We start from the raw sequence: 22,577 nt of genomic DNA, 5'->3' as shown, positions 1-22,577 counted from the left end.
CGCTCTCCCACCCCTCTTGAAAATGCAGTCTACTAAAAACGCAGTGACAAACAGCTTAATCCGCCATCCAACTTTCGAAACTCAGACATGTCGAGTTCAATGGTTGGATAGCCGGCTTCATTAATTCTTTGTTTCGTTACCGGGTTGCCAGCAGGAATAATGACATAGTCATTGACCCGGATACAATTGGCCGCATATTCCTCTTCAGGTGGAACAATAATTTTTTTAAAAGAGCTGAAGTCAGGGTGGTCTATAAATTCTCCAGCAACAACAATGGTTTGGTCCCCTAAATAGGCGATCCCTGTCTTTAGATGAAAAAATTTCTCCAAATAAATAATCGTCGCTTTATAACCCTCGGATTCGAAAATTTGTTTTAATTGTCTGGCTCCTTCTACATTTGTTCTCACAGAGACACCAATATAGAAATGATCTTCTATTTGTAAAATATCTCCTCCATCAAGAGTCCCAGGAGCTTTAATATAATAAATAGTTTCATAGAAAGACTTAATAACAGGTTCCATATCACGGATTTCTCCATTCCGTGATATGGCTCCTGGGTTGGAAATAACAGCAAATCGCGGAGTCAGTACCGCTGTATCCTCGACAAAAGTGGAATCTGGAAATTCAATCGTACTCGGTAAAACCGTCACCTCCGTCCCACATTTTTCTAAAGCACGAATATAGGCTTTATGCTGTTCTAAAGCTTGTGCCAGTTCTGGTCTTCCCAGATCGGAAGTGGTTAAACCATTTACATAACTTTCACCTGGTATTTTTACAATTGTATGTTTAAACATGTTTCGTCCTCCTCTATTTTTATTCACGAACAACTGGACATGAAAGACATGTCGGCCCCCCCGTCCCTAAATACGAGATTTCATTTCCGTCATATTCATGAACAACTGCCCCTGCCTCAATTAATTGTTGCTTTGTATATGGGTTTCCACTGACGATTACGCACACTCTTGGAGCTAAAGCAAGTACATTACAGCCAAGCCGATCGTATTCGTCATCGGGTACCTCTATTAAATCAAAGCCTCGTTTGATAAGTAGCTGTCTTAGAAAGACAGGCATTAACTTTGAATAAACCACTGCTAGATTTTCATCTACGATACTGATGAACGACATAAGATGAAGACATTCCTCTTCTCCTTGATGATGCGGCAACTGAACAATTATGCATTCATCCACCAAATCTTTTGTGATTTCTTGAATTTGGCGGATGGCTTCATCATTGGTACGATATCCTCGGCCAATTAACAACGTACGATCGTCGAGCCATACTAAGTCTCCTCCATCAGCTACCGCCTCACCAGTAAGTTCTCCTAGGATCGGAATGTTCTTTTCTTGTAAAAAATGTTTATAAGCTTGTGCTTCCGGCTGACGCAGCCTTTTCCCTGATTTTAAAATGATGGCTCCCTTTTTGGTGAATTTAACAGGGTCATGGGCGTAAAGAGAATCTAATCCTACTGTTTCTGTAGCTGGTAAAAACTCTATTTCAGCTACATGTTCTTTCATAATGGCAAGAAACTGGTCAAATTCTTGATGCGCCTTTATGTAATCTGGTTCTTGGATGTAATTGAAATTTTTCCAGGCATTACTCAAATGTTCTTGACTGATAAAAGCATCCTTGGGATGTTTCAGAATAACTTTAGTTAACTTTTTATACATGGAAGAAACCAAATCAACCTCTCCTCCCGTTTTCCGCATAGTGGAAAATATTTTCTTAGAATGGAATTCTATAATATGATATTATAGTAGGTAAAGTTACATGTCAATATATTTTGAATTTACAGATTATTTTATAAAAAGAATAAAGATAGTTGATAGGAGTTGGCCTCATGCAAACAATTGACCGAGCCATGCACGTAATTAAAGTACTAAATGATAGCGATATAAAAAGATGGTATTCTATAACAGATTTATCAAAGGAATGTGAACTGCCGGTCAGTACCATGCATCGTCTATTACAATCCATGATTAAACACGGACTTGTTCAGCAAGATCCGGACCTAAAACTCTATTCAATGGGCAATACCTGGTTAGAGTATGGCTTAAAGATGTATGACACTTATGATTTTGTCGGGCTGATTCGTCCCGAAATGGAGAAATTAATGCAAGAGGTAGAGGAGTGTGTTTATTTTAGCAAACCAATAGGCTTCGAGTCCTTAGTGATGGAGCGGATTGACTGCCCGCATAACCCCATCCGAATTTATGACCAACTAGGAATCCGTATCCCGCTGAATATTGGTGCTGCCAATAAGGTAATGTTAGCTAATATGCCAAAGACCGAAGCCTTATCGATTGTAAATCAATTAGTTTCGAAAGAAGATACAGAATCATTCTTACAGCAGCTAGAGTCCATTCGAAAGCAAGGATATGGGGAAAGCCATGAGGAAAGAACCAAAGGCACCTCCTCAGTTGCAGCCCCCATCTTTAATCACTCAAACGAAATAATCGGAGCGGTCAGCATCGGTTATGTTAACTTCAATTTATCAGAAGAAAAGCAGCGCTATCTAATTGAACAAGTAATACAATATGGTATACGTATCTCAGCGAAGCTTGGAAGAAGACAATAAACATCTTTACAAACAAAAAAGGTAAATGCATTTTCTGCATTTACCTTTTTTAGGATAATAAATCTTATTTATTTGATTGATTTCCCTTAGCATCACGTTCTACTTCCATTTTTGTTACAGGAAGGTATCCTTGATCTTGTAATAGCTTGTTTTGGATATCTTCTGACATCATATAATCTAGGAATGCTTTAGCAAGATCAGTAGCTTCACCCTTTGTATAGGAATGCTCATATGCCCATACAGGGAATTTACCAGTTTGTACATTTTCGGCAGTTGGTTCAACACCATCAATGGAAAGAGGTGTTACAGATTTATCAGTAAAGTATGAGAATGCAAGGTAACCAATGGCGCCATCTGTTTCATTAATAATCTTTTTAACGGTGTTAGATGAATCTTCTGTAATACCTTCAGCAGGTGTTGCGCCATCAAGAGCAAACTTATTGAATACGGCACGTGTACCTGAAGAGTCAGGACGGTTTACAAGAACGATTTTTTGATCTTTTCCGCCAAGTTCTTTCCAGTTAGTGATTTTACCAGTGAATACTTTGATTAAATCGTCTTTTTTAATATCTTTAATCCCTACTTTAGGGTTAATAGCTGCTGTCATACCTACTACTGCTACTTTATGATCCACTAGTTGATCCGCAGGGATGCCTTCTTTTTCTTCAGCAAATACGTCAGAGTTACCAATTTGAACGGATCCTTCAGCAACTTGTGATAAGCCTGTACCAGATCCACCAGCTTGTACTTGTATATCAACTTTAGGATTTGCCGCCATGAATTCTTCAGCCGCTGCTGCTACTAAAGGCTGCATTGCCGATGAACCAGAAACAGATAATGAACCTGAAAGTTCTTTCTTTTCCTCAGTTTTAGTTGTTGATTTGTCGGTGCTACTTGCTGATTTGTCTGTAGATGTTCCGCCTCCACATGCAGCCATGAAAACCATTACTGCTGCGAAAATTGTAAGTAGGCTAAGATTTTTCAAACGTTTCATTTGCTTTATTTCCCCCTAGTGATTCATATCAATTTATGAATCTATTTGTTTTCCTTACAAGGTTTAATATAGACCATAAGTATTAATTCAGTTTTAATTACATGTAAAGGTTTTGTAAAGTTCTCTTTTTGTTGTTTTGATAGATTTAGCAAAAGCTATCTTTTTTGTCTTGAATCAAAGAAGTGCGAAAGAGCGGAACTCTGCGTTCAGACGCCTGAGTTCCGCCCTTTCTATGCTTAAAATGAAGTGCGATAAATAATTATGCTGATAATCCTTGCTGCTGTTTTATAGTTGAATTATTTCCTTTCCCACTCAACCATTTATATACAATTGGGATAATCAACAGGCAAATAAGCGTAGAACTGATCATACCTCCAACAACAACAATACCGAGTGTTTGAGAAATGATCGTGTCCCCTTTCCCTGACACAGCTAACGGAAGGACTGTTAAAATAGTCGTTACCGCAGTCATTAACACAGGTCTAACTCTTGTTGACGTTCCACTCAGAATGGCTAAATTTAATTCTAATCCTTCCGAAAGGTTTCTTTCAATCTTATCAACAAGGACAATCCCGTTTGTGACCACAATTCCTGTTAACATCAACAATCCTACTAGTGCCGCCAAATTCCATTCAAGTCTAAAAATAATCATTGCCATCACAGAGCCGATAAACGCTAATGGAATGCACACTAAAACGGATAAAGGTGCTCTCCACCCCCGGAATACAGCACTAATAATTAGCAGAACAAGCAAAATGGAAAAGAATAAAGCGATCGCCATCTCATAGATCATTTCATATACTTGCTCAGGAGCACCTGCAAAGGAATACTCGATCCCTTCTGGCAGCGGAATTTTCCCTAGGGTACTTTTAACTTGTTTCGTGACTTTTCCTATATCACGGGAAATGATGTTTGCTGTAATCACCGCATACGGTTTTCCATCTTTCTCTTGAATCACCGAGGAACTTACTGGTTTTAAAGTAGCAAGTTGATCTAATGTCACTTTTTGTCCTTGGTTAAGTAGAAAGGACTCGCCGCCCATTAAAGTGAAAATATCCTTTGTACTGCCATTTTGTTTATCTGTATGAATGACAATTGGAAATGTATTTTGATTAATAGAGATGAACCCTTGTGTTCCCTCAGCAGTAAATTGCTGAATTCGATTTAAAACATCATCTAGCTTAATGCCATAATGTTCGATCGCCTTGCGGTTTAATGTAATCTGATACTGGGGTATATGATCTTCATCATCCGCCATCCCCTGTACGGATAGTCCGGGAACGAGCTTAAGCTTGGTTCGCAAGGTTTGGGCCATTGTTTCCAGTGTCTGACTATCCGCCCCGGTAAGATTGATCTTTAATTGGGAATCGTCACCGGCGATGCTTTGATTCGAAACAGTGTATACAGCTTTACTTGACAATGTATTTAATTGTTTCTGCAGACTCAGGATAAAGGCATCTACATCGGTATCCTTCTTTACCGTTATGGACAAATTGGCAATATTCGGTTTCTGAAGCCATCCTCCTCCTGCATCAAAAACATCATCCGATTGCGGGGTAAAAGTGGAACCGAGTCCTGATGAAAACGAGTCTACTTTGGAATTTTTTTCTACTAATTCTTCCAACCTTCTTACTTCTGCGTCTACTTCCGTTAAAGCAGTATTTTGTGGCAGTTCCACTTGTACCGCGATTTGTCCTTTGTTAGTAGACATTGGTAAAAAATTTACGGGAAGGAAGGCGGCACCCAACGATGATAATAAAAATAAAGCTATAAATGCCAAAACCACTTTTTTCTTGTGAGCAAACACCCATGTGATTATTTTATGGGCAACCGGTTCTAATTTATCATCGTTTGAGATTGGTTTACCCTTCCAAAAAAGGTTGTAGAGCGCTGGAACCACCAAAATAGAAACAAAGAGTGAGATGATCAAAGCAATCACCACGGACCAAGCAAAACCTGAAAAAGCCGAACTAACTAAACCACCTATAAGTGCAATCGGAATATAGACAGCTACAGTAGTGGCCGTAGATGAAACAATCGCAGGGATCATTTCACACACGGCACCTGTCAGCAATGATAGACTGTTTTTCCCCTGTGCTTTATTCACTTTCCGATTCATATTATCAAGAATGACGATTGAGTCATCGACTACCCTGCCCATTGCAACAATAAGACCAGAAACGGTAAGAATATTGAGACTGATTCCCATTGTTTTTAATAAACCAGTTGTAGCTAATAAACAGATTGGCAAGGAAATGACAATTAGTAAGGTGGAACGGACTTTACGGAAAAACAGAAAAACACAAATCATCGAAAACAAGCAGCCTAATAGACCTTCTTTGATTAAACCTTTTAATGACGCATTGACCTGATCGCCTTGATCAAAGAGAATAGACGTATCCTTATTTTTCAATGCAGGAATATCCTTCATTTTCTCCTTGACCCGATCAGATACATCGGTAATATTGGAGGATGGAGTCTTTAAAACATCGATTAAAACACTCGGTTTCCCGTTGGTTCTTGATATAGTCTCTAGGTTGACAATAGAAGTTGAAATGTCGGCCACTTTAGAAAGTGGAACCGTTATACCTTCTCTGTTATGAATTGGCAACTGCAACAAATCTTGTTGATTTAATACCCAGCCGGAAACCTGGACAGGAATGGATACTTGGTTGTTAGAAACTTTTCCCTCTATTCCGGTCGTATAGTTTTCTTCGAGGGATTGTTTTACGTCATTTACTGTTAATCCAGCCTTATTTAAATCTGCCATCCGCAAGTTAACTGCATAACCTGCTGTTCCCCCACCGGATACGTGTACATCTTTAACCCCTGGCACTGTTTTTAATCGATTGACGAAATCTTCTTGAATAGTGGTTCTGAGCATATTTTCTGTTATATTTTGAGACGAACTAATCAGACTCATTCTTATAATCGGCATGGAATGAGTACTAAGACGGGTTACTAGCGGCTTTTCAATATCGTCCGGCAATTTGATATCCGTTAATGCCCTTGTCACCTGTTCCTCCGCTTGCTTCATATCATAATTCATGGGAAAGTTCAGACTGATCAACGACCCGCCATTGAATGAGTTGGTTTCGACTTCTTGAAGACCGTCCACGATCCGGAGTGCCTGCCCAATCGGTTCTGTAATTTTCGCCTTTATTTGATCGGCCTGATAATGATCGGCACGAACAGTGATGGAGAGAGTTGAATTATTAATTTCCGGCAGATAGTCACTCTGTATTTGTCGAGCCGACATTCCACCCCATATAATGATCAGAACCATTAAAGTGACAATGAGAATCGAACGTTTCATCGTTTCATTTATCAATCGTTTCATATGATTTAATTTGGGCAATGGAAGCCCAAATTCCCCCCTCATTTATGTATTTGGTACTTGGTTTAACAACAATAGCTACCCTTATGGATAGCTATTGTTGTTTATTGACTGTTTCAACTCAGCTGACGATTAGTCATTCTCAGCAGGATTTGGAGCAAAGCTTTCCGGCTGCTTTTCTACCTCATCTGGTGTATGAACTTTTTTATCACCTGGATATGGTTTATCAAAACCTTCTGTTGAATACCAAACAGCATGATTTAGCATATTGGCGTTAACTTCATCTGGTGATGCATGTTTACCAGTAAACTTGTCCTTATTCTTGTTAGACCATTCCGTCCACTTTTTAGAAAGTTCCTTTGTCTCTGGCGTCACTTGCTCTGTGTTGGCAAGGGCAGCAGTATTAGACCCAGGCTGACCGTTTAAGGTGTCAAGCGGGATTTGGTTTGGTTCAAAATTGTATGGAGTAAAATCAGGCTTATTTGTAAAGAGTTCGCTCATTGGCTCTGCCGCTGCATCGTTTTGGTTCATGGCAGGAAGGCCAAGAATTTGCTCAATACTGCGAACCATGTTGATGACAGTCCAGTAGTGACTGTCAGTAATACCTTTCTTCACCCAAGGACTAATGACATGTGCCGGCTCACGATGGCCGTCCACGTGATCTAACCCATTCTGTGCATCATCTTGGGTAATGAAAATGACAGAATCTTTCCAATATGGGCTATGTGAAATCAGGTCAACGATTTTACCAATAGCCAAATCATTGTCTGCCACCATTGCCTGTGGTGTTGGAGAACCTGTAGCATTTCCTGCCGTGTGGTCATCCATCACCCACATCGTATTTAATGCTGGTAGGTCATTATTTTTAACATGTTCTTCAAAGCGCTGTTTAAAGATTTCGTATCGGTATTGATCTGGAATATTCGTATCAAACGTCGGGAACGGTTTATACGTGATAGGTCCAAGAGATGGAATATCGTAAGTAGCCGAATAATTTCCGATTGGTACATGAAGAGTACCTTGTTTTTGTCCCGAAAGGATTAAGTAATCGTTATACCAATCAGTCCAAGTGCCAAATGGGGCTGAACCTGTGAATCCTGTTGTATCTTCTCCGAAGTTTTCGACGGATACATTATATTTAGCAGCTTGATCCCATAAATGTCCTGTAGGAGCATATGCCATTGGATCCCCGGCCCCGCCTGGATAGCTTTTAACATTAGCTGTATCGGTTTCTTTATCCTCATAATCTGTGTTCGTTCCTTGCATAACCCATTGATGTCCGCTCGCTGATTGGATACCTGAGGTATACACATTATCAAGAAGCGGGAAGGTAGTCGCAAGTTTATGAATGTTAGGAGTTACAGCTTTAGGGAACTGTGTTAATCCTACTTCTCCATTACCTTTCCCTAGGTCACCTAGTACTTGGTCATAGGTTCGGTTCTCTTTGATAATATAGAATACATGTTTAATCGTTGATGGCTCGCCAACACGTTCAGGCATTGCGACAGGTTTCTTGTTAGTACGCGGTTTAGCGTTTAGATTCTTTAAGCCATACCAGTTATTGTCAGCGTAAACCTGTTTTGTTCCCTTAGCTAGATCCTCAGCCGAAGGGAATGGGATTAAGGAAAGAGATCCCATTTGCGCATAGGAAGAGTGGCCTGAAACCTTAATTCCTTGAATCGTCAAATCCCGTGCTGGTCCTTGTGAGCCAATTCCATCCGCATTTGCCACTACTAGATTTTTGTTTTCGGAATCCACTGCAATATCGACTGGGAACCAGGCAGTCGGTAAGAGACCTTGTAATTCTGGAGTCTTATCAGGGCCTTGCCAGTCATACACCGCAATGGCGTTATCACGGCCAAGGCTGACCATTAACTTGTTATCTACTACCTTAACAGCGTTTGGTGCAGAACCTTTATGCGCATTTGGATACGGTTTAATATCAATTGTTTGTACGACCGTATTTGTCTTAGAGTCAATAACGGAAACCGTGTCACTGTTTGTATTTGTTACAAATATGTACTGACCGGACTGTGCCATACGTTCAGGCTGCACACCCACTTCAATGGTCTTTGTAACTTTGTTTGTTGTCAGATCAATAACTGATACTGTTCCTGTTGACGTCGCACCTGTCTTAGGATCCACGACTACTTGCGTACCAGAAGAGTCAACGGTTGTATCCCCAGCTTTCGCTACCCGTCCGCCTTGGTTTGTAACATAAGCCGTATTACCATCCACTAAAACACTGGTTGGAGCATTTTCCACTGCAATTTTGGCTGTTAATGCGCCTGTTTGCGGATCGACCACTCCTAGGCTGTTATCACGGTTAAGTGCAACTAAAAGCTGGCCTTGTGGTCCAACCGTTAAATCAAGCGGATTGATATTTCCACCTACAGCTGCATTTGGAAGAGTATACGTCTTTTGAATAGCAGGAGTTCCATCTGTTCCAACAGACATAACCACCACTTTACCTTTTCCTCCCTTAGAGCCTGTTGCAAATAGCTGATTTCCGTCCTTCGAATAGGTTAATCCCCACATTGTGGAAAGGCCTAAATCGAAATCTTTTAATGTCAATTTACCTGTTGCAAGATCGACGACGTTGATTCCCTTGCCGCCATAATTGTTACGCCCAACAATAGTTACCGCCGTTTTCCCCTTTGGATTAACAGCAACTGAAATCGGATTTCCGCCAAATTCAATTTGCTTACCAGCAGGTGTAATCAATTGATTAACAGGTGTTTGCACAGAACCATCCGCTTGTGTCCCAACTAAATTACTTCCAAATGCTCCATCATTTGCAGCGTAAGCCCCTGCTGATCCCATTAACACAGTACATAAAGTTAGTCCAGCAAGCAGTTTTTTCTTTTTTCTAAGCTTTTTTAACATCCTTTTCATCCCCTTCTTTATTACTTTTATAGAATACAATTCTTTTATTAAGCTATAGTTGAAGCAGTGTAAAAGATAAATAAATAAAATTCTGACTATATATCCATAACTATATAACTAGTTCTTTTATGCGAATCTACTATTATAATAGTTAAGTCATCTTTACATAGTTATAATTAATAATTCTTTAACATTTGCTTCATCTTCTCTTAAAATACTTTCCGTATAATTTGTTTATGTAATGGATTACTACAAAAGGAGGCAATAGAATGTTCTTGAAAAAGTTAGCTCAAGGTGGACAGATTACGGTTGAATATTATAAAAATGGAGTTTTAAGGACCCTTAGAGGACGGGTTCGCCGCTTAAATCTTAAAGATCAACTGGTTTCATTAATAGATGAAAAAAAAGTGCTCCATTCCATCCATTTATCTGGTATTAAACAAATTCATTAATGCTTTAAATTGTAAGAAACTAACCTTTCAGTGTTAAGGTTATTTTTTTTGTCCTTCACCTCTAGTCAATGGACTCGGAATAAAACAAAAGAACCTGAATATATCACTCAGATTCTTTTCGATACCTATAATTTTGAGTAAATGATTAGCTTGGATCACCGGATTGCAATAACTCCGGTAACAATTAGATTACCGGAGTTAATTAGAGAAAACTATTTATTTCCAAGCGAGTAATAATTTATTTGTTATTTAAATCGTTTTTTACATCTCTATTGGTATTTTGCAAGTCTTCTAGAGAAGGTAACCCGGAAATATAACCTACTCCACCAGTTCGATCAATTCCGATTTCTTTCTCCATCGCTTGTTCTAATTCGGTTTTATCGACTGCTGTAATCTTCTTACCTTCTAATTCATCCCCTGGATGCTGGAAATTACTCATAATGTAAGAGAATCCATTTCGGTTATCCACAGCAAACAAACCAGTTGATTCTGCTCCAGCTGGAACAGATAGAATTCTTGTTAATTCTTTTGTATCCACATTATAGGCCCATACAAAGTTATTTGTATGCATTCCGCTATCCTCGCCAATAAATAAGGTCCTTAATGCTTCTGAATAGCTTAAATTATCTGTATTGGCTACTTTATTGACATTCGCTGTATTTCCGTATGTGTCCGCAGATGACATGTCTTCACCTGCGATTAGTCCAGACATACTGGCTGCCACATATTTGCTATTAATCTTTTGACCTGTGCTATCTTTTTGACCCTCAGTTAAATCTAATTGATACGTAACACCTGATTTTATTTTTGGCAGCTTCATATCATCGACTGGATCAGCAGCATTTTCGACCATCCCATTACTTTGATCGGAAATTGCAATGTAAACTTTTTTATCCTTTTCGTTTAGGGTCACACCTTCCATTTTGTTAAACTCAGATGTTGCTCCAAGCATGGCTGCATAGCGGCGAGACTCTAAAAATGCTGCTGCCTTTTCCATGCCAGGCTTAAGCTTTAAGTATTCTGTTTTTCCATATGAGTATTGCTTGATCGCTTTGAAGCCTTCTTTTGGTACATCAGAAGTTTCGAAAATATCACTGAACGTAACGCCACTATCAATGATTTTCTTCACTTCTTTATCTGTAGCATGACCAATTTTTATCCATTCTAGATTCCCAGATCCGCCATTTTCTGTGCCGGTTTGATGGAATTTCGCTGCATATAGGGTACCCGCTGTAAGATCTTTTGCTTTATCTGCTACATACATAAACATAGTTGTATAGGAACCATCATCTCCAAAGAATGCTGTACGCTGATCAGGCATCATCTTCATTAATTCATGAGAGAAACGGCCAATACTATAGTGTTTTGCAACAGAATCTTCTCCTTGTTTATCTACTTTAATTTCAGGAATGAATCCATAAAAATACGGATTTGCCTTTGACTTGTCCCCAAAATAAAGCTTTGCAAAACTTTCTACCCCAGTTCTTGCAGAGGAATTGGGATCAAGTTCAAAACTGCGTGCATCTGGCTCATATTCTTCAGAACCTAAATGTGTATTCCATGGTGAAAGAGAACCGTTACATGGTATCCACAATCCATTTACACTTGAAAAATCAATTTTCTTAACCTCTTTAGGGGTTAATTCCCCAGTTTTTTTATTTTGTTCCAATGTAGATAATGACATGGAAGCAGGAACAATACCATATGCTGATTTACCAGCAGCATCAATTGTTTGGTATTCATAATGGGTAACCATAAATTGTTGTCCATGGATTGGGTTCAATAAACTATTGGAATCTGGTGCATCTGATACATAATAGGTAGGTTTTCCTTCCACGCTTGTATCCATGATTGGGTCACCATTAACATCGATTGGTGTGCCTGCAGGAATCAATTTTCCTTTGTTCATTGCTACTTTATCTTCTGATTTAAATAGCCTCTTATAAGAAAGTGGAAAATTCTTTACTTCACCATTACTATACTTTACATCCATTGATGCGTTTGTATAGGTTTGAACCATTTTTTCGATTGTTTTCGGTGCTTCCATCCCATTAAACTTTACGGAATCAATCGTAACATGACCATTGCCTGCGGCAGCAGCAGGTGTTAATGCCGGAATTGTAAAAGCTAGTCCAAGTGCGATAGTAGTCGCTTTTTTACTAAAAGTATGTATTCCCATTGTTCTCCCCCTAGTTTCTAGAAACTTTTTGATCACTTAATCTATTTAATAAAAAAAATATTAACCTAGGGTCTCCAGAATGTTAAGGGTTCGTAAAGTTAGGTTAATTCCTTGTAAAGTTTCTTTAGATTAAATTGTAAAAAACAAAAGCTAAAATTATCATAAAAGAGACCAAGCCTAACAAAGGGTAAAATTAATGAAAATTGAAGATTGTCATCCTATTAGAATAACGGGGGATTTTATGAAACGTAAAATACTAGTAATCGATGATGAACCATCCATAATAACGTTGCTGCAGTTTAACTTGAGCCGGGCAGGATTTGAAATTATAACGGCTATGGATGGTGAAGAGGGGAAAAGATTAGCTGAAACAGAGGCACCAGATGTCATTCTATTAGATTTAATGCTCCCAAAGTTAGATGGGATGGAGGTTTGTAAGCAACTTCGCCAGAAAAAGATTATGACTCCTATTTTAATGCTCTCGGCAAAAAATGACGAACTTGATAAATTAATCGGTCTTGAATTAGGTGCTGATGATTATATGGTTAAACCATTCAGCCCGCGTGAAGTGATTGCAAGAATTAAGGCAATACTTAGAAGAACTCAGATTCAAACTGAGGCTGCGTTGGACATTGCCACAGCAGACGCACAAATAGAAATTGGTGAATTAGTGATGTTTCCTCAAAAATTTGAAGCCCATTTCAAAGGAAACCAACTAGAACTAACTTTGAAGGAATTTGAATTACTGCTTTATTTAGCGAAAAATAGGGGTAGAGTTCAAAGTCGTGATGAATTGCTCAACACTGTGTGGAAAAATGATTTTTCCAGCGACACGAGAATTGTAGATGTCCATATTTCCCGATTAAGAGAAAAGTTAAAAGAGGAGACGAAAAAGCCAGTATATATTAAAACATTTCGAGGAATCGGTTATAAGTTGGAAGAGCCAAAGTGTTAATGGTCCTGTTCTGTTTCTTTTATCCATATTTGCTCTGGCTTCATCCAGTATGACATCATTGTTGTTTGTATATGGTTAAAGCTGACTTCTAGCCTTCTAGATGGTTCAAAAAACAACCTGATATAATGAGGTAAACGAAAAACAGTTCCAACCATTTCTGAATAAGAACGTATTATATAATTACCTAATTGTCCTTTACGGGCTCGTCTTCCTTACATACACTAATAGGAATTCATCATTAGGAGTGAAGACCATGTCCTCTAACATTGTTTCAAATGTAAGATTTGCCTTGGCTTATACAATACGAGCCATTCGATATACTGAGAGTGCGTTAATTTTTTTTCGAGAACTGAATGCCTTTCCTTTCCCGCCAAATCCGATTAAAGAACAATTCTACCAAGATGCGATTGATAGTCTTACAGAGGTTTATCTTGCGATTAAAGGTTTACCTTTTGATACTTATTTTCCAAGCGATCCAATATTTCAAAATATACCGATCGCCCCCGAAATTCAAGATAACCAACTACTCATTAATCTATCTGACAATCGAATTACGTTGGCATTTGACAAGACGAACGAAACACTTGCGTTCATTAACGAAGCTATTTTACAAAGCGGTAAAACTGATAAACTTCAAGGGCAGTTGGCGTTTATTAAAATTGAGTTAGAAGCAGCACGAGATTCACTGGTTTCCGGTATAAACTCACCTGATTTTATGATGAATTAGAAAACGAGTACTGTTCCTTTTTAGGACAGTTCTTTTTTTGTGAATACTATTTAATCTAGTGATTCTTCAAGGACAAATTTTATTTTTTTTAGGTCTTTATTGTTTGCTTTTTTCATCATCGTACCCATGAAGGGAGTAAACAATTTTGAAAATCCAGTTGGGTTCCCTTTATTTCGCAGCGTCATTCTAGTTAGATTGTTTTCAATCGGTTCCCAAGTGTATACGGTTTCCATTGGAAAAGGACCATCAGCCGTTTTCATAACAAGCTTTTGTCCACCTATAAATTCGACTACTTCGTAAACATAGGCAAGTTCTCTGCCTAAGAATTGTGCTTTGAAGGCCATTTTCGAACCCACTGATAATGGTTTAGGTGACAACCACTCAACAGATTTAATATTTACATACCAGTTAGGAGCATGGTCAGGATCTGCTGCATACTCCGCAACTTGTTGAAGCGGACATCGGATGGTTATTTCTGTTAACACGTCTACCATATCTTCGATTTAATCTCCTTACACATTATTTTGATGAACGATTTTGTTCTAGATAATTTTTCAGCAGAGTACCAAGCAGATATTTCCATCCTTCGGAATGTTCTTGTTCCCAGTTTTCCTGAATGATTCCAGATGCATGATGGGATAGTTGCAGCACTGTAGATCCTTCCTTCTCAACGAGACGATACGTATAGGAACTGTTTACCGCCCCTTGCATACCGAGATGACCATGCAGGCGGATTTCTTCAGGTGCGTTCACATAGTAAACATTCCCCCAGACGGCACCTTGATTTTCACCCCATTTTTCAGTAAATTGCCCTCCCGGAACAGGTTGAAAGGTAAACTCTGATGGGACTCCTTTTGGCGCCAATCGGAACTCCCACCAATCGCCGGCACGTTCTGTTAAGGCCTTGAAAACTTGTTCACGTGGAGCATCAATTAATACCTCTTGCTCAATTTTAAAAACTTGGCTTTGATCTTGGTTTGATACTTTCATATCTAATTCTCCTCCTGTTTTTTCAACTACTGATTGTAAATTTAACAATGAATTGGCTGCTGATTGCATGTACTTCCCAATCCAGCGATTATGCATCTTCTGAAGTGGAACAGCATTTAGAAAATTGCGCCGATATTTCCCTTCTCTCCTGACGACCACTAAGTTTCCTTCCACAAGTAATGACAAATGCTTCATAATTGCATATCTAGTGACTTCCGGAAAATAGTTGTTAAGTTCTCCTGTTGTTTTAGGTGAATCCTTCAGAATATCAAGAATTCGTCTGCGAATTGGATGTCCCAATGCTTTAAAAACTGTGGAAAGTTCGTCTTCCATTCCAACGATCCTTTCAAAGAAATATAGTGAATCACATGTGACTTAATAGTCACATGTGATAAGTGACTTTATGGTAACATGTATCACAAGAAAGATCAAGTTACCAAATATATCCAGATCTTACCATCACTGTAGTAGAAACAAACATCTTCTCTCGGGACAAGCATAAAATAGAATAACACTTTTTTTGCTGAGAGGAATGTCCAGTCCATGACCCTTACAAGTTCTAAGTTAACTGCCTCGCTTTATGCTTTCATTTCAATTAGTTTTTGGGGAATTTCATTTGTATCGACGAAGGCAGTTCTAGCAAAACTAGACCCGTTTTCGATCGTTGTATTTCGATTTGGAATAGGAGCCTTATTTTTACTGCTGCTTTTACTAATTCAGCGAACCCGGCTGCGTGTCTCAATTAAATATCTTCCCCATTTATTGGTACTGGGTATTCTTGGTGTTTTTGTTCATCAATTACTCCAGGTGACAGCATTATTAACCATTCAAGCATCTTCAGCTGGATGGCTCATATCGTTCTCCCCCATCTTTACAGTTATCCTTTCCGTTCTCTTTTTGCATGAAAAAATGACTTTATCTAAGGCAGCGGGAATGGTATTAGCCATAACAGGTGTACTGCTGGTAACAACGACAAGAAGTGGGCATTCCTTTGCCTTCAGCATGAACATCGGCTTTTTTCTTATGGTTTTAAGCACCTTGAACTGGGCTGTTTATTCTGTGCTTTTAAAAAGTTTACGAATTCCTTATTCTCCTCTGTTGGTGACCTTTTATATGAGTTTACTAGGATTGATTCTAACGACTCCTTTTATGATCAGGAACAAGGGCTGGAAATCCCTGTTACTGTTAAATCATACAGAGTGGGCGCATTTGTTGTTTCTTGGTGTCTTTGTTTCTGGGATTGCTTATTGGTATTGGGGAAAAGCACTTGAAGTTTTAGAGGCCACTAAGGTATCCATGTTTCTATATTTGGAGCCTGTCTCAACATTAGTTGCAGCTGTCTTACTATTACAAGAAAAAGTTTTATTCATAAGTATTGCCGGAGGAATCATAATTATAATGGGAGTGATTATTGTTAACGGTCAGCTTATGCCTCTTTTGTTCAGCCTCTTCAAGAAAAAACGTCCATAGGAGGATAGCTTTATGACTTTGACAAGTAGGATAAAGAATGTATTAGATCCCTTAAAAAGTCCCTCAAAAGCACAGTTAAAAGAAGCATTAATAAAACTAAATATACACCTTAGAGATTTTGACGACCTGCCACAACCAACCCTAGGTAAACCGTATAACCGAAAACTATTATTTAAAAATGAAGAAGTCGAGATGCTCGTGATGAATTGGTCTCAGTTGGAGTGCGCCCCACATGACCATGGCCATTCACACGGCTGGATACAAGTCCTCTCCGGCACCTCTCTAAATACGGTTTATGAAATGAGCGGAACTGGCTTACCTGCTGAATTGTTTCAGGAGTACCACCATCAGGGGAAATATTTTTATGCTCCGAAAAAAGCGATCCATAAAATGCAAACCTCTAACCAAACAGATTTGATTACCCTTCATCTTTATTCACCTCCTATTACCGGAATGATTGTGTATGACCTAAAAAAATGTGCTGCTTGTATCGTTTCGGATGACTGCGGCGCATGGTGGCCGGACGAACAAAAACAGAAGATAAAAGAGTTCCAACTTAAAAAGGAAAGTTAAAATGTTAAAGACAAAAAGAGGGTTTGCCGAAAAGTTTCCTTTCCCTTTCGGCAAACCCTCTTTTCATTTCTTAAAAATGATGAGGAGGAGAGTCAGTTTATTTATTCAATAATGATTAATCATTGTAATACAAAGGTATTAAAAGAATCAGGCTCTAAGGTAGCACGATACTTTTTATGATCTAGTTCGATACAAAGTTCACGTACATCATTAAATGGATTGGCAATAACGATCACCTTAGAACCATCAGGATTTTGAAATGCTACTGTATTACCAGTCCAAGGACCTTTTGTATCAATCCTAACAGCACCAGGAGTAATATAATGAGAAAAATGTTTCATGACATAGTACTCTGGATTATACATTACTTCCTTCGTATCTGGATCTATCGTAATCATAGAGTTTTGTTCCCAGCCCCATGTACTCCGGCCAAACGGCTCCAACACCATATTCCAATAAACATAGGAATTAGCTCCATTTACAAAGTAATGTCGGAACAAATTATAGATATAGTGTGCATATTCCCAAGAGTTCTTTCCATCTCCACATTCATTTTCGGTCTGCATATAACGCAGCTCTGGATAACTTTGCACCGCTTGTTGGATTGTATATTTACCTGCCCATTGAAAACCGACACCTTTAATGTATGGATAAGCATGAGGGTCACTTAGAACGGTATTTACCATTTGATCATAGTCCGAAGCTGAGTTTTGAAATAATTTTTCTACAATTCCATTAATGGTTCCCAACCAAATTTCGGTGTCAAGTCCATGCTTTTCAAAGGCTGGACCTAAATAGTCGCTGATAAATTCCCGAAGCTGCTCACCTGACCAGACACAGGATGGAAATTTCTGATCAGCAACGACTTCATTTTGGACATGTATTTGATCGATCGTAATCCCTTCCTGTTTGTATGCCTCCACAAATTTAACAAAGTATAAGGCATATGCTTCTAATACTTCTTTTTCCCAACGGAGCTTTCCATAATTATAAGCTTTAGGGAATTTCATCCATGTTGGCGGGCTCCAAGGAGAGGCAAATAATTTCATTTCTGGATTACGTTTTAACGCTTCTTTTATGTACGGGATTAAATATTTTCGATCCCTGTCAATATTGAAATGCTCCATATGATAATCATTTTCTACTTCATTATGACTATACCATTCTAATGCATAGTCACTTGCCCCAATTGGAAGTCTGCAAATCGTAAATTTACACTCACCCTCTGGGGCAAATAGTGCATCAAATACAGTCTTTTGATCTTCTTCACTTAAATGTTGCATGGCTGTTAATCCCAATTCATTAAAGCAGCCTCCAAAACCGTCGATCCTGCGTTGAGTTACATCCGTTAAAGATAAATTAGGAGAACCTGTTTCTGTATCAAAAATTTCTCGTGTGTTCCAACTTCTTTGTTTTGTGGTAGATACCCATTGAATACTCATTCGTCGATTCCTCCATTTCTCATGTATTGCATTTTAATCATTAAATAAAATTGGTTCTGTTGTAAATCACTTACGACAGAACCAAACATATATTTACTCTTCTTCTATAATAAGAACTCCCCAAGGTTCAATATCGATTGTTTGCTCGATTGATACAGTGCAATCGGTTAACAATTCGACGCCATCTTTATGGAAATACTTGATACCATTTGGAAGATCAGAGTAATTAAAGTAAAAGTGAACATTGTTACCCTTTTCATTTATGCCTGACTTGACAATTAACGGAAACGCTAGTTCTTGGTCCGCTCCCCATAAATTTGCTTTTTTAACGGCTTGCTCGAGTACCTTCTGCATAACGGCTTTACTTGGAATGCAACCAATATAAGTTGCCATTCCTTTACCATAACGATTTTCCGTTATAGCCGCATATTTCCCCCAGTGAGGATGATCATAATAAGCTAATACCTCAGCCGTAGTTGGGGTTAAGAGTTCCATCCAAGTTTCCACTGTATTATTTTCAGGACTCACCTCAAAAGGATTATCTTTCAATGAAACATTCTTCGGTTCAACAAACATATTGTAATAAACACCGCATGCCTCATTAATAATCCCTGGCTGATGAGTCGTTCTTACTTTTACTTGTTCATCTGTAAATCCACTTTTAAAGGTATAAACTATGTTTCCACCATTTCTAACAAACTCGTTTAATCTTTCTAACAAACTGTCAGGAGCCGTATATAATGCAGGAACAATGATCATCTCATAGTCTTCAAAATTATCACTAGACGGATTGACAAAATCACAGCCAATATTCATTTTGTAAAGCTCGTCATACATCATCCGAACAATATCATTGTAGTTTTTAGTGCTGGAAAAATTAAATTTAAACCACTCGATTGCCGTTAACGATTCATTGCTGACCAATATGGCAACTTGATTATTTTTCTTAAGGTTCACCAGATGCGATGAGAGTCTTACGAAATCCCTGCCGATTGTTTTGGCTTCATTATAAACGGGATTTGGTTCAAAATCGTGGCTTAACAGCCCTTTCCAATAGGTTTCAAACGAGTTGTGGATGGAATGCCAATGCCAATAGGCGACCATGTTTGCCCCAGAAGCTAAATGGGAAAACGCCTGCAGCCTTAGCTGCCCTGGGTACGGAACCCAATTGGTAAATGCCTGTGCTTCTGTTTCGACGACAAGATAATTGGTTCCCTTCGTAGAACGGGCAACATCGCCGCCAAACGAAATTTCAATTCCGGTTAAATCGTCCTGCGAAGGATGATAGATATCCACTCCAGTTACATCAAATGGTTTAGCTGCTTCAAAATGATCTACTCTTGGCTGAATCCCGTAGGAATAGCCACGCCATTCAAAATCAAAGTTTTGCATTACAAACTGGTCCTGTCGTTTATACTCATTCACAATCGAGACCTGCCAAGAAAGAAACTCCGTTACTAGCTGCCGTTGAAATCTTGCAAACTCCGCTCCTAAACTTCCATTTATGGTTCCAACTACAGAGGGGAAATCCTCCCAGCTATTAATGCGATTGCTCCAGTAATCTAATCCGAATACGCTGTTAATAGTATCAAGTGTTTTAAACTTTTCTTTCATGTATTTTACGAATAACACCTGCACATTCGGACCGGCGGTGTCATAATGTTTTGTCTCATTATCCGTTTGGTAGCCAATTACGGCTGGGTGATCCTTTACATGACCAATCAATTTTCGGATAATCCGTTCAGCATAAAACAGATACGTAGGATTGGTGATATCCATTATCTGACGAGCCCCATACTTTCCTGGTCCGTTTTGGGTAATCGCCAATACATCTGGATGTTCCTTTACCATCCATGTGGGGATCGCATAGGTGGGGGTTCCTACAATTACTTTTATTCCGGCCTTATGCATAGCATTCAGTACTCGGTCCACTGATGTAAAATCGAAAACGCCATTTTGCGGTTCATGGGTGCTCCACGTCGATTCTGCGATTCGAACCACATTTATACCCGCATCCTTCATCATCACGATATCTTTTTCTAATCGTTCATAGGGCATATATTCATCATAGTATGCTACACCGTATAACAACTGTTTCATTACATTTTCACCTTCCTAGTCTGTTAAGCCACTAGCTTATTTAATCGCGCCATCTGCAATTCCCTTAAGAATGTATTTTTGAAAAATCGCATAAAACACAACCACAGGCAGAGCCGTAATAATAAGTCCTGAGAGGATCTTTGGCCAATCGCTGTTGTATTCCCCGAATAACATGTTAACCGACAACATCAGAGTATAATTATTCACATCAGTCAACATGATCAAAGGCAATAAGAAGTCATTCCACAACCATAAAATATCTAAAATTAGAATTGTGGCTGTGATTGGTTTTAGAAGAGGAAAAATAATTTTTGTGAAGATTTGTAGGTCATTACATCCATCAATTCTTGCCGCTTCCTCGAGCTCTTTAGGGATGGTTTTCACAAAACCATGATATAGAAAGATGGCCATGTTTACCCCAAGTCCAATATAAATGAGTCCTAACCCATAAATCGACCCCTGTACATGTAACCCCTTGGCTACCTTGGTCAAGGTAATCATGATGGAATGAAAAGGTACAAGCATTGAAGCTAAGAATAGCGTAAAGATAAAATTGCTTAGTTTCCCTGGAGTCCTAGCTAATTTATAACCGGCCAGTGAACCGCAAATAACAATACCTGCTAATCCTATTACCGTGACTAGGACCGTATTCCAGGCACTATGAAATAAATTTAGCTGTTCAAACACACCCGTATAATTTTCAAAATGTAATTTTGTCGGCAGTTTTAAAACGGATTTAAAAATTTCCCCTTGTGTTTTAAAGGAATTAATAAAAGCCATGTAAATGGGGAAAAACGATATGGCCGCAAAGATTGCTAGAATAAGAGTAGCTGCTGCCCCGTATAGTTTTTTCATTATGCTTCCACCTCTTTCTTTTTCAACACTTTCACTTGGATCAAGGTAATCACTAGAACAATGAGAAAGAGTATCATTGCTTTTGCATTGGCATAACCATATCTAAAATTATTGGAAAATGCCTCTTCATAAATATTTAGGGCCATCACCTGTGTCGATCTCCCCGGTCCGCCTGCAGTGAGTGCATAAACAACATCAAACACTTTAAAGGCACCATTCAATGTTAGGAAAGCACAAATGGTAATGGCGTGCATAATCATTGGAATCGTTATATGAATAAGTCGTTGAAACGGATTTGCCCCATCAATCATGGCTGCCTCTTTAAGATGTGATGGAACACCTTGCAGTGCTGCCATATAAATGACCATCATATAGCCAATACCATGCCACAATGACACGATAAGAATGGAATAGAAAGAAACTTTTGCATCCCCAATCCATGGCTGGTCTAGCAGATGAAAAATTGCTTTTTTCGAAAGTTCAGGAAGTACATTCGAGAAAATAAACGAAAACATCAATGCACTAATGATTAAACTTAACATATTTGGCATAAAGAATAGGGTTCGAAAAAAGCCTTTCGTCCTCACCCTGGTTTCAATAAAAAGTGCTAGAAGTAACGCGATCACATTCTGGAAAACAAACATGAAAGCCGTATATTTTAAAGTGAAGAAAAAGGAATGACGAAAATCAGGGTCATCTTTAAATGCTTCAATATAGTTACTAAAACCAACAAAATGAAAAGTTTGCGCTAAGGCATTCCAATCGGTAAAGCTATAAAAACCTGCGCCAATCGTTGGAATCAATAAAAATACAAAATAAAAGATAAAGGCCGGAAGAACAAATAATAGTAAACTAAGAGTACCTTTTTGTTTTTTCAAACTTAAGCTGCTTTTAGAGCTTATTTTCGGTTGAACTTGGTTGATAGCGATTTGATTGCTTTGTTTTCCTAACTGTGGCATTGCCCCCACCCCACTGACAGTTAATTTTTGATAATGATAAAGACAGCTGTGTAGAGCTGCCTTTATCGTTGTCTGATCATAA

18 protein-coding genes are annotated in these 22,577 nt (G+C 38.7%); 6 read left to right on the top strand and 12 right to left on the bottom strand.

Annotated features, from left to right (window positions below):
* Positions 1-32: 32 nt before the first annotated feature.
* The gene (locus tag L1999_RS10650; protein ID WP_235743518.1) at positions 33-794 is read right to left on the bottom strand and encodes a dimethylarginine dimethylaminohydrolase family protein; all 762 of its coding nucleotides are present in this window, start codon (positions 792-794) and stop codon (positions 33-35) included.
* A gap of 19 nt (positions 795-813) precedes the next feature.
* Entirely contained in the window at positions 814-1,668 is an 855-nt protein-coding gene (locus L1999_RS10645; protein ID WP_235744311.1) for a dimethylarginine dimethylaminohydrolase family protein, read from the bottom strand.
* A gap of 170 nt (positions 1,669-1,838) precedes the next feature.
* On the opposite strand from L1999_RS10645, the gene L1999_RS10640 reads away from it, so the two are divergent.
* Positions 1,839-2,576 (top strand): IclR family transcriptional regulator, encoded by a 738-nt coding sequence (locus L1999_RS10640; RefSeq protein ID WP_235743517.1) that lies wholly within the window; start codon positions 1,839-1,841, stop codon positions 2,574-2,576.
* A gap of 64 nt (positions 2,577-2,640) precedes the next feature.
* On the opposite strand, the gene L1999_RS10635 is transcribed toward L1999_RS10640, so the two are convergent.
* From L1999_RS10635 to L1999_RS10625, 3 genes are all read right to left on the bottom strand, one after another.
* Entirely contained in the window at positions 2,641-3,570 is a 930-nt protein-coding gene (locus tag L1999_RS10635; RefSeq protein ID WP_235743516.1) for a phosphate ABC transporter substrate-binding protein, read from the bottom strand.
* Between the two features lie 259 nt (positions 3,571-3,829).
* On the bottom strand, positions 3,830-6,928 hold the full coding sequence (locus tag L1999_RS10630) for an efflux RND transporter permease subunit (RefSeq protein ID WP_235743515.1): 3,099 nt from the start codon (positions 6,926-6,928) through the stop codon (positions 3,830-3,832).
* A gap of 111 nt (positions 6,929-7,039) precedes the next feature.
* Positions 7,040-9,793 carry a bifunctional YncE family protein/alkaline phosphatase family protein gene (locus tag L1999_RS10625; protein WP_235743514.1) on the bottom strand — a complete coding sequence of 918 codons (2,754 nt, stop codon included), beginning with the start codon at positions 9,791-9,793 and terminating at the stop codon, positions 7,040-7,042.
* A 269-nt stretch (positions 9,794-10,062) separates the two neighbouring features.
* Here L1999_RS10625 and L1999_RS10620 point away from each other — a divergent pair, with 269 nt between their 5' ends.
* Positions 10,063-10,245 carry a YolD-like family protein gene (locus tag L1999_RS10620; protein ID WP_235743513.1) on the top strand — a complete coding sequence of 61 codons (183 nt, stop codon included), beginning with the start codon at positions 10,063-10,065 and terminating at the stop codon, positions 10,243-10,245.
* A gap of 238 nt (positions 10,246-10,483) precedes the next feature.
* On the opposite strand, the gene L1999_RS10615 is transcribed toward L1999_RS10620, so the two are convergent.
* Positions 10,484-12,424, bottom strand: a complete 1,941-nt coding sequence (locus L1999_RS10615; protein WP_235743512.1) for a PhoX family protein — start codon at positions 12,422-12,424, stop codon at positions 10,484-10,486.
* Positions 12,425-12,665: 241 nt separating this feature from the next.
* On the opposite strand from L1999_RS10615, the gene L1999_RS10610 reads away from it, so the two are divergent.
* Together L1999_RS10610 and L1999_RS10605 are read left to right on the top strand one after the other, a co-directional pair.
* The gene (locus tag L1999_RS10610; protein ID WP_235744310.1) at positions 12,666-13,379 is read left to right on the top strand and encodes a response regulator transcription factor; all 714 of its coding nucleotides are present in this window, start codon (positions 12,666-12,668) and stop codon (positions 13,377-13,379) included.
* A gap of 253 nt (positions 13,380-13,632) precedes the next feature.
* On the top strand, positions 13,633-14,106 hold the full coding sequence (locus L1999_RS10605; protein WP_235743511.1) for a hypothetical protein: 474 nt from the start codon (positions 13,633-13,635) through the stop codon (positions 14,104-14,106).
* Between the two features lie 50 nt (positions 14,107-14,156).
* On the opposite strand, the gene L1999_RS10600 is transcribed toward L1999_RS10605, so the two are convergent.
* On the bottom strand, positions 14,157-14,600 hold the full coding sequence (locus L1999_RS10600; protein ID WP_235743510.1) for an SRPBCC family protein: 444 nt from the start codon (positions 14,598-14,600) through the stop codon (positions 14,157-14,159).
* A gap of 25 nt (positions 14,601-14,625) precedes the next feature.
* On the bottom strand, positions 14,626-15,429 hold the full coding sequence (locus L1999_RS10595) for an SRPBCC domain-containing protein (RefSeq protein ID WP_235743509.1): 804 nt from the start codon (positions 15,427-15,429) through the stop codon (positions 14,626-14,628).
* 210 nt (positions 15,430-15,639) lie between these two features.
* Here L1999_RS10595 and L1999_RS10590 point away from each other — a divergent pair, with 210 nt between their 5' ends.
* Both L1999_RS10590 and L1999_RS10585 read left to right on the top strand, forming a co-directional pair.
* Positions 15,640-16,566, top strand: coding sequence for a DMT family transporter (locus L1999_RS10590; RefSeq protein WP_235743508.1), 927 nt, complete (start codon positions 15,640-15,642; stop codon positions 16,564-16,566).
* 12 nt (positions 16,567-16,578) lie between these two features.
* Positions 16,579-17,139, top strand: a complete 561-nt coding sequence (locus tag L1999_RS10585; RefSeq protein WP_235743507.1) for a cysteine dioxygenase — start codon at positions 16,579-16,581, stop codon at positions 17,137-17,139.
* Between the two features lie 119 nt (positions 17,140-17,258).
* Here the strand turns inward: L1999_RS10585 and L1999_RS10580 are convergent, their stop codons facing one another.
* From L1999_RS10580 to L1999_RS10565, 4 genes are all read right to left on the bottom strand, one after another.
* Positions 17,259-18,581 carry a glycoside hydrolase family 30 protein gene (locus tag L1999_RS10580; RefSeq protein WP_235743506.1) on the bottom strand — a complete coding sequence of 441 codons (1,323 nt, stop codon included), beginning with the start codon at positions 18,579-18,581 and terminating at the stop codon, positions 17,259-17,261.
* Between the two features lie 93 nt (positions 18,582-18,674).
* Entirely contained in the window at positions 18,675-20,681 is a 2,007-nt protein-coding gene (locus L1999_RS10575) for a beta-galactosidase (RefSeq protein WP_235743505.1), read from the bottom strand.
* Between the two features lie 36 nt (positions 20,682-20,717).
* Positions 20,718-21,536 (bottom strand): carbohydrate ABC transporter permease, encoded by an 819-nt coding sequence (locus L1999_RS10570; protein WP_215041087.1) that lies wholly within the window; start codon positions 21,534-21,536, stop codon positions 20,718-20,720.
* A complete protein-coding gene (locus L1999_RS10565; protein ID WP_235743504.1) occupies positions 21,536-22,495 on the bottom strand; it encodes a carbohydrate ABC transporter permease in 960 nt (319 codons plus the stop codon). The genes L1999_RS10570 and L1999_RS10565 overlap by 1 nt, the downstream gene beginning before the upstream one ends.
* Positions 22,496-22,577 lie beyond the last annotated feature (82 nt).

Origin of the sequence: Neobacillus drentensis, assembly GCF_021560175.1 — a bacterium.
Taxonomy (GTDB): domain Bacteria; phylum Bacillota; class Bacilli; order Bacillales; family Cytobacillaceae; genus Neobacillus; species Neobacillus drentensis_A.
The sequence above is the reverse complement of the archived record's forward strand: the minus strand, read 5'-3'. Positions and strand labels throughout refer to the sequence as shown.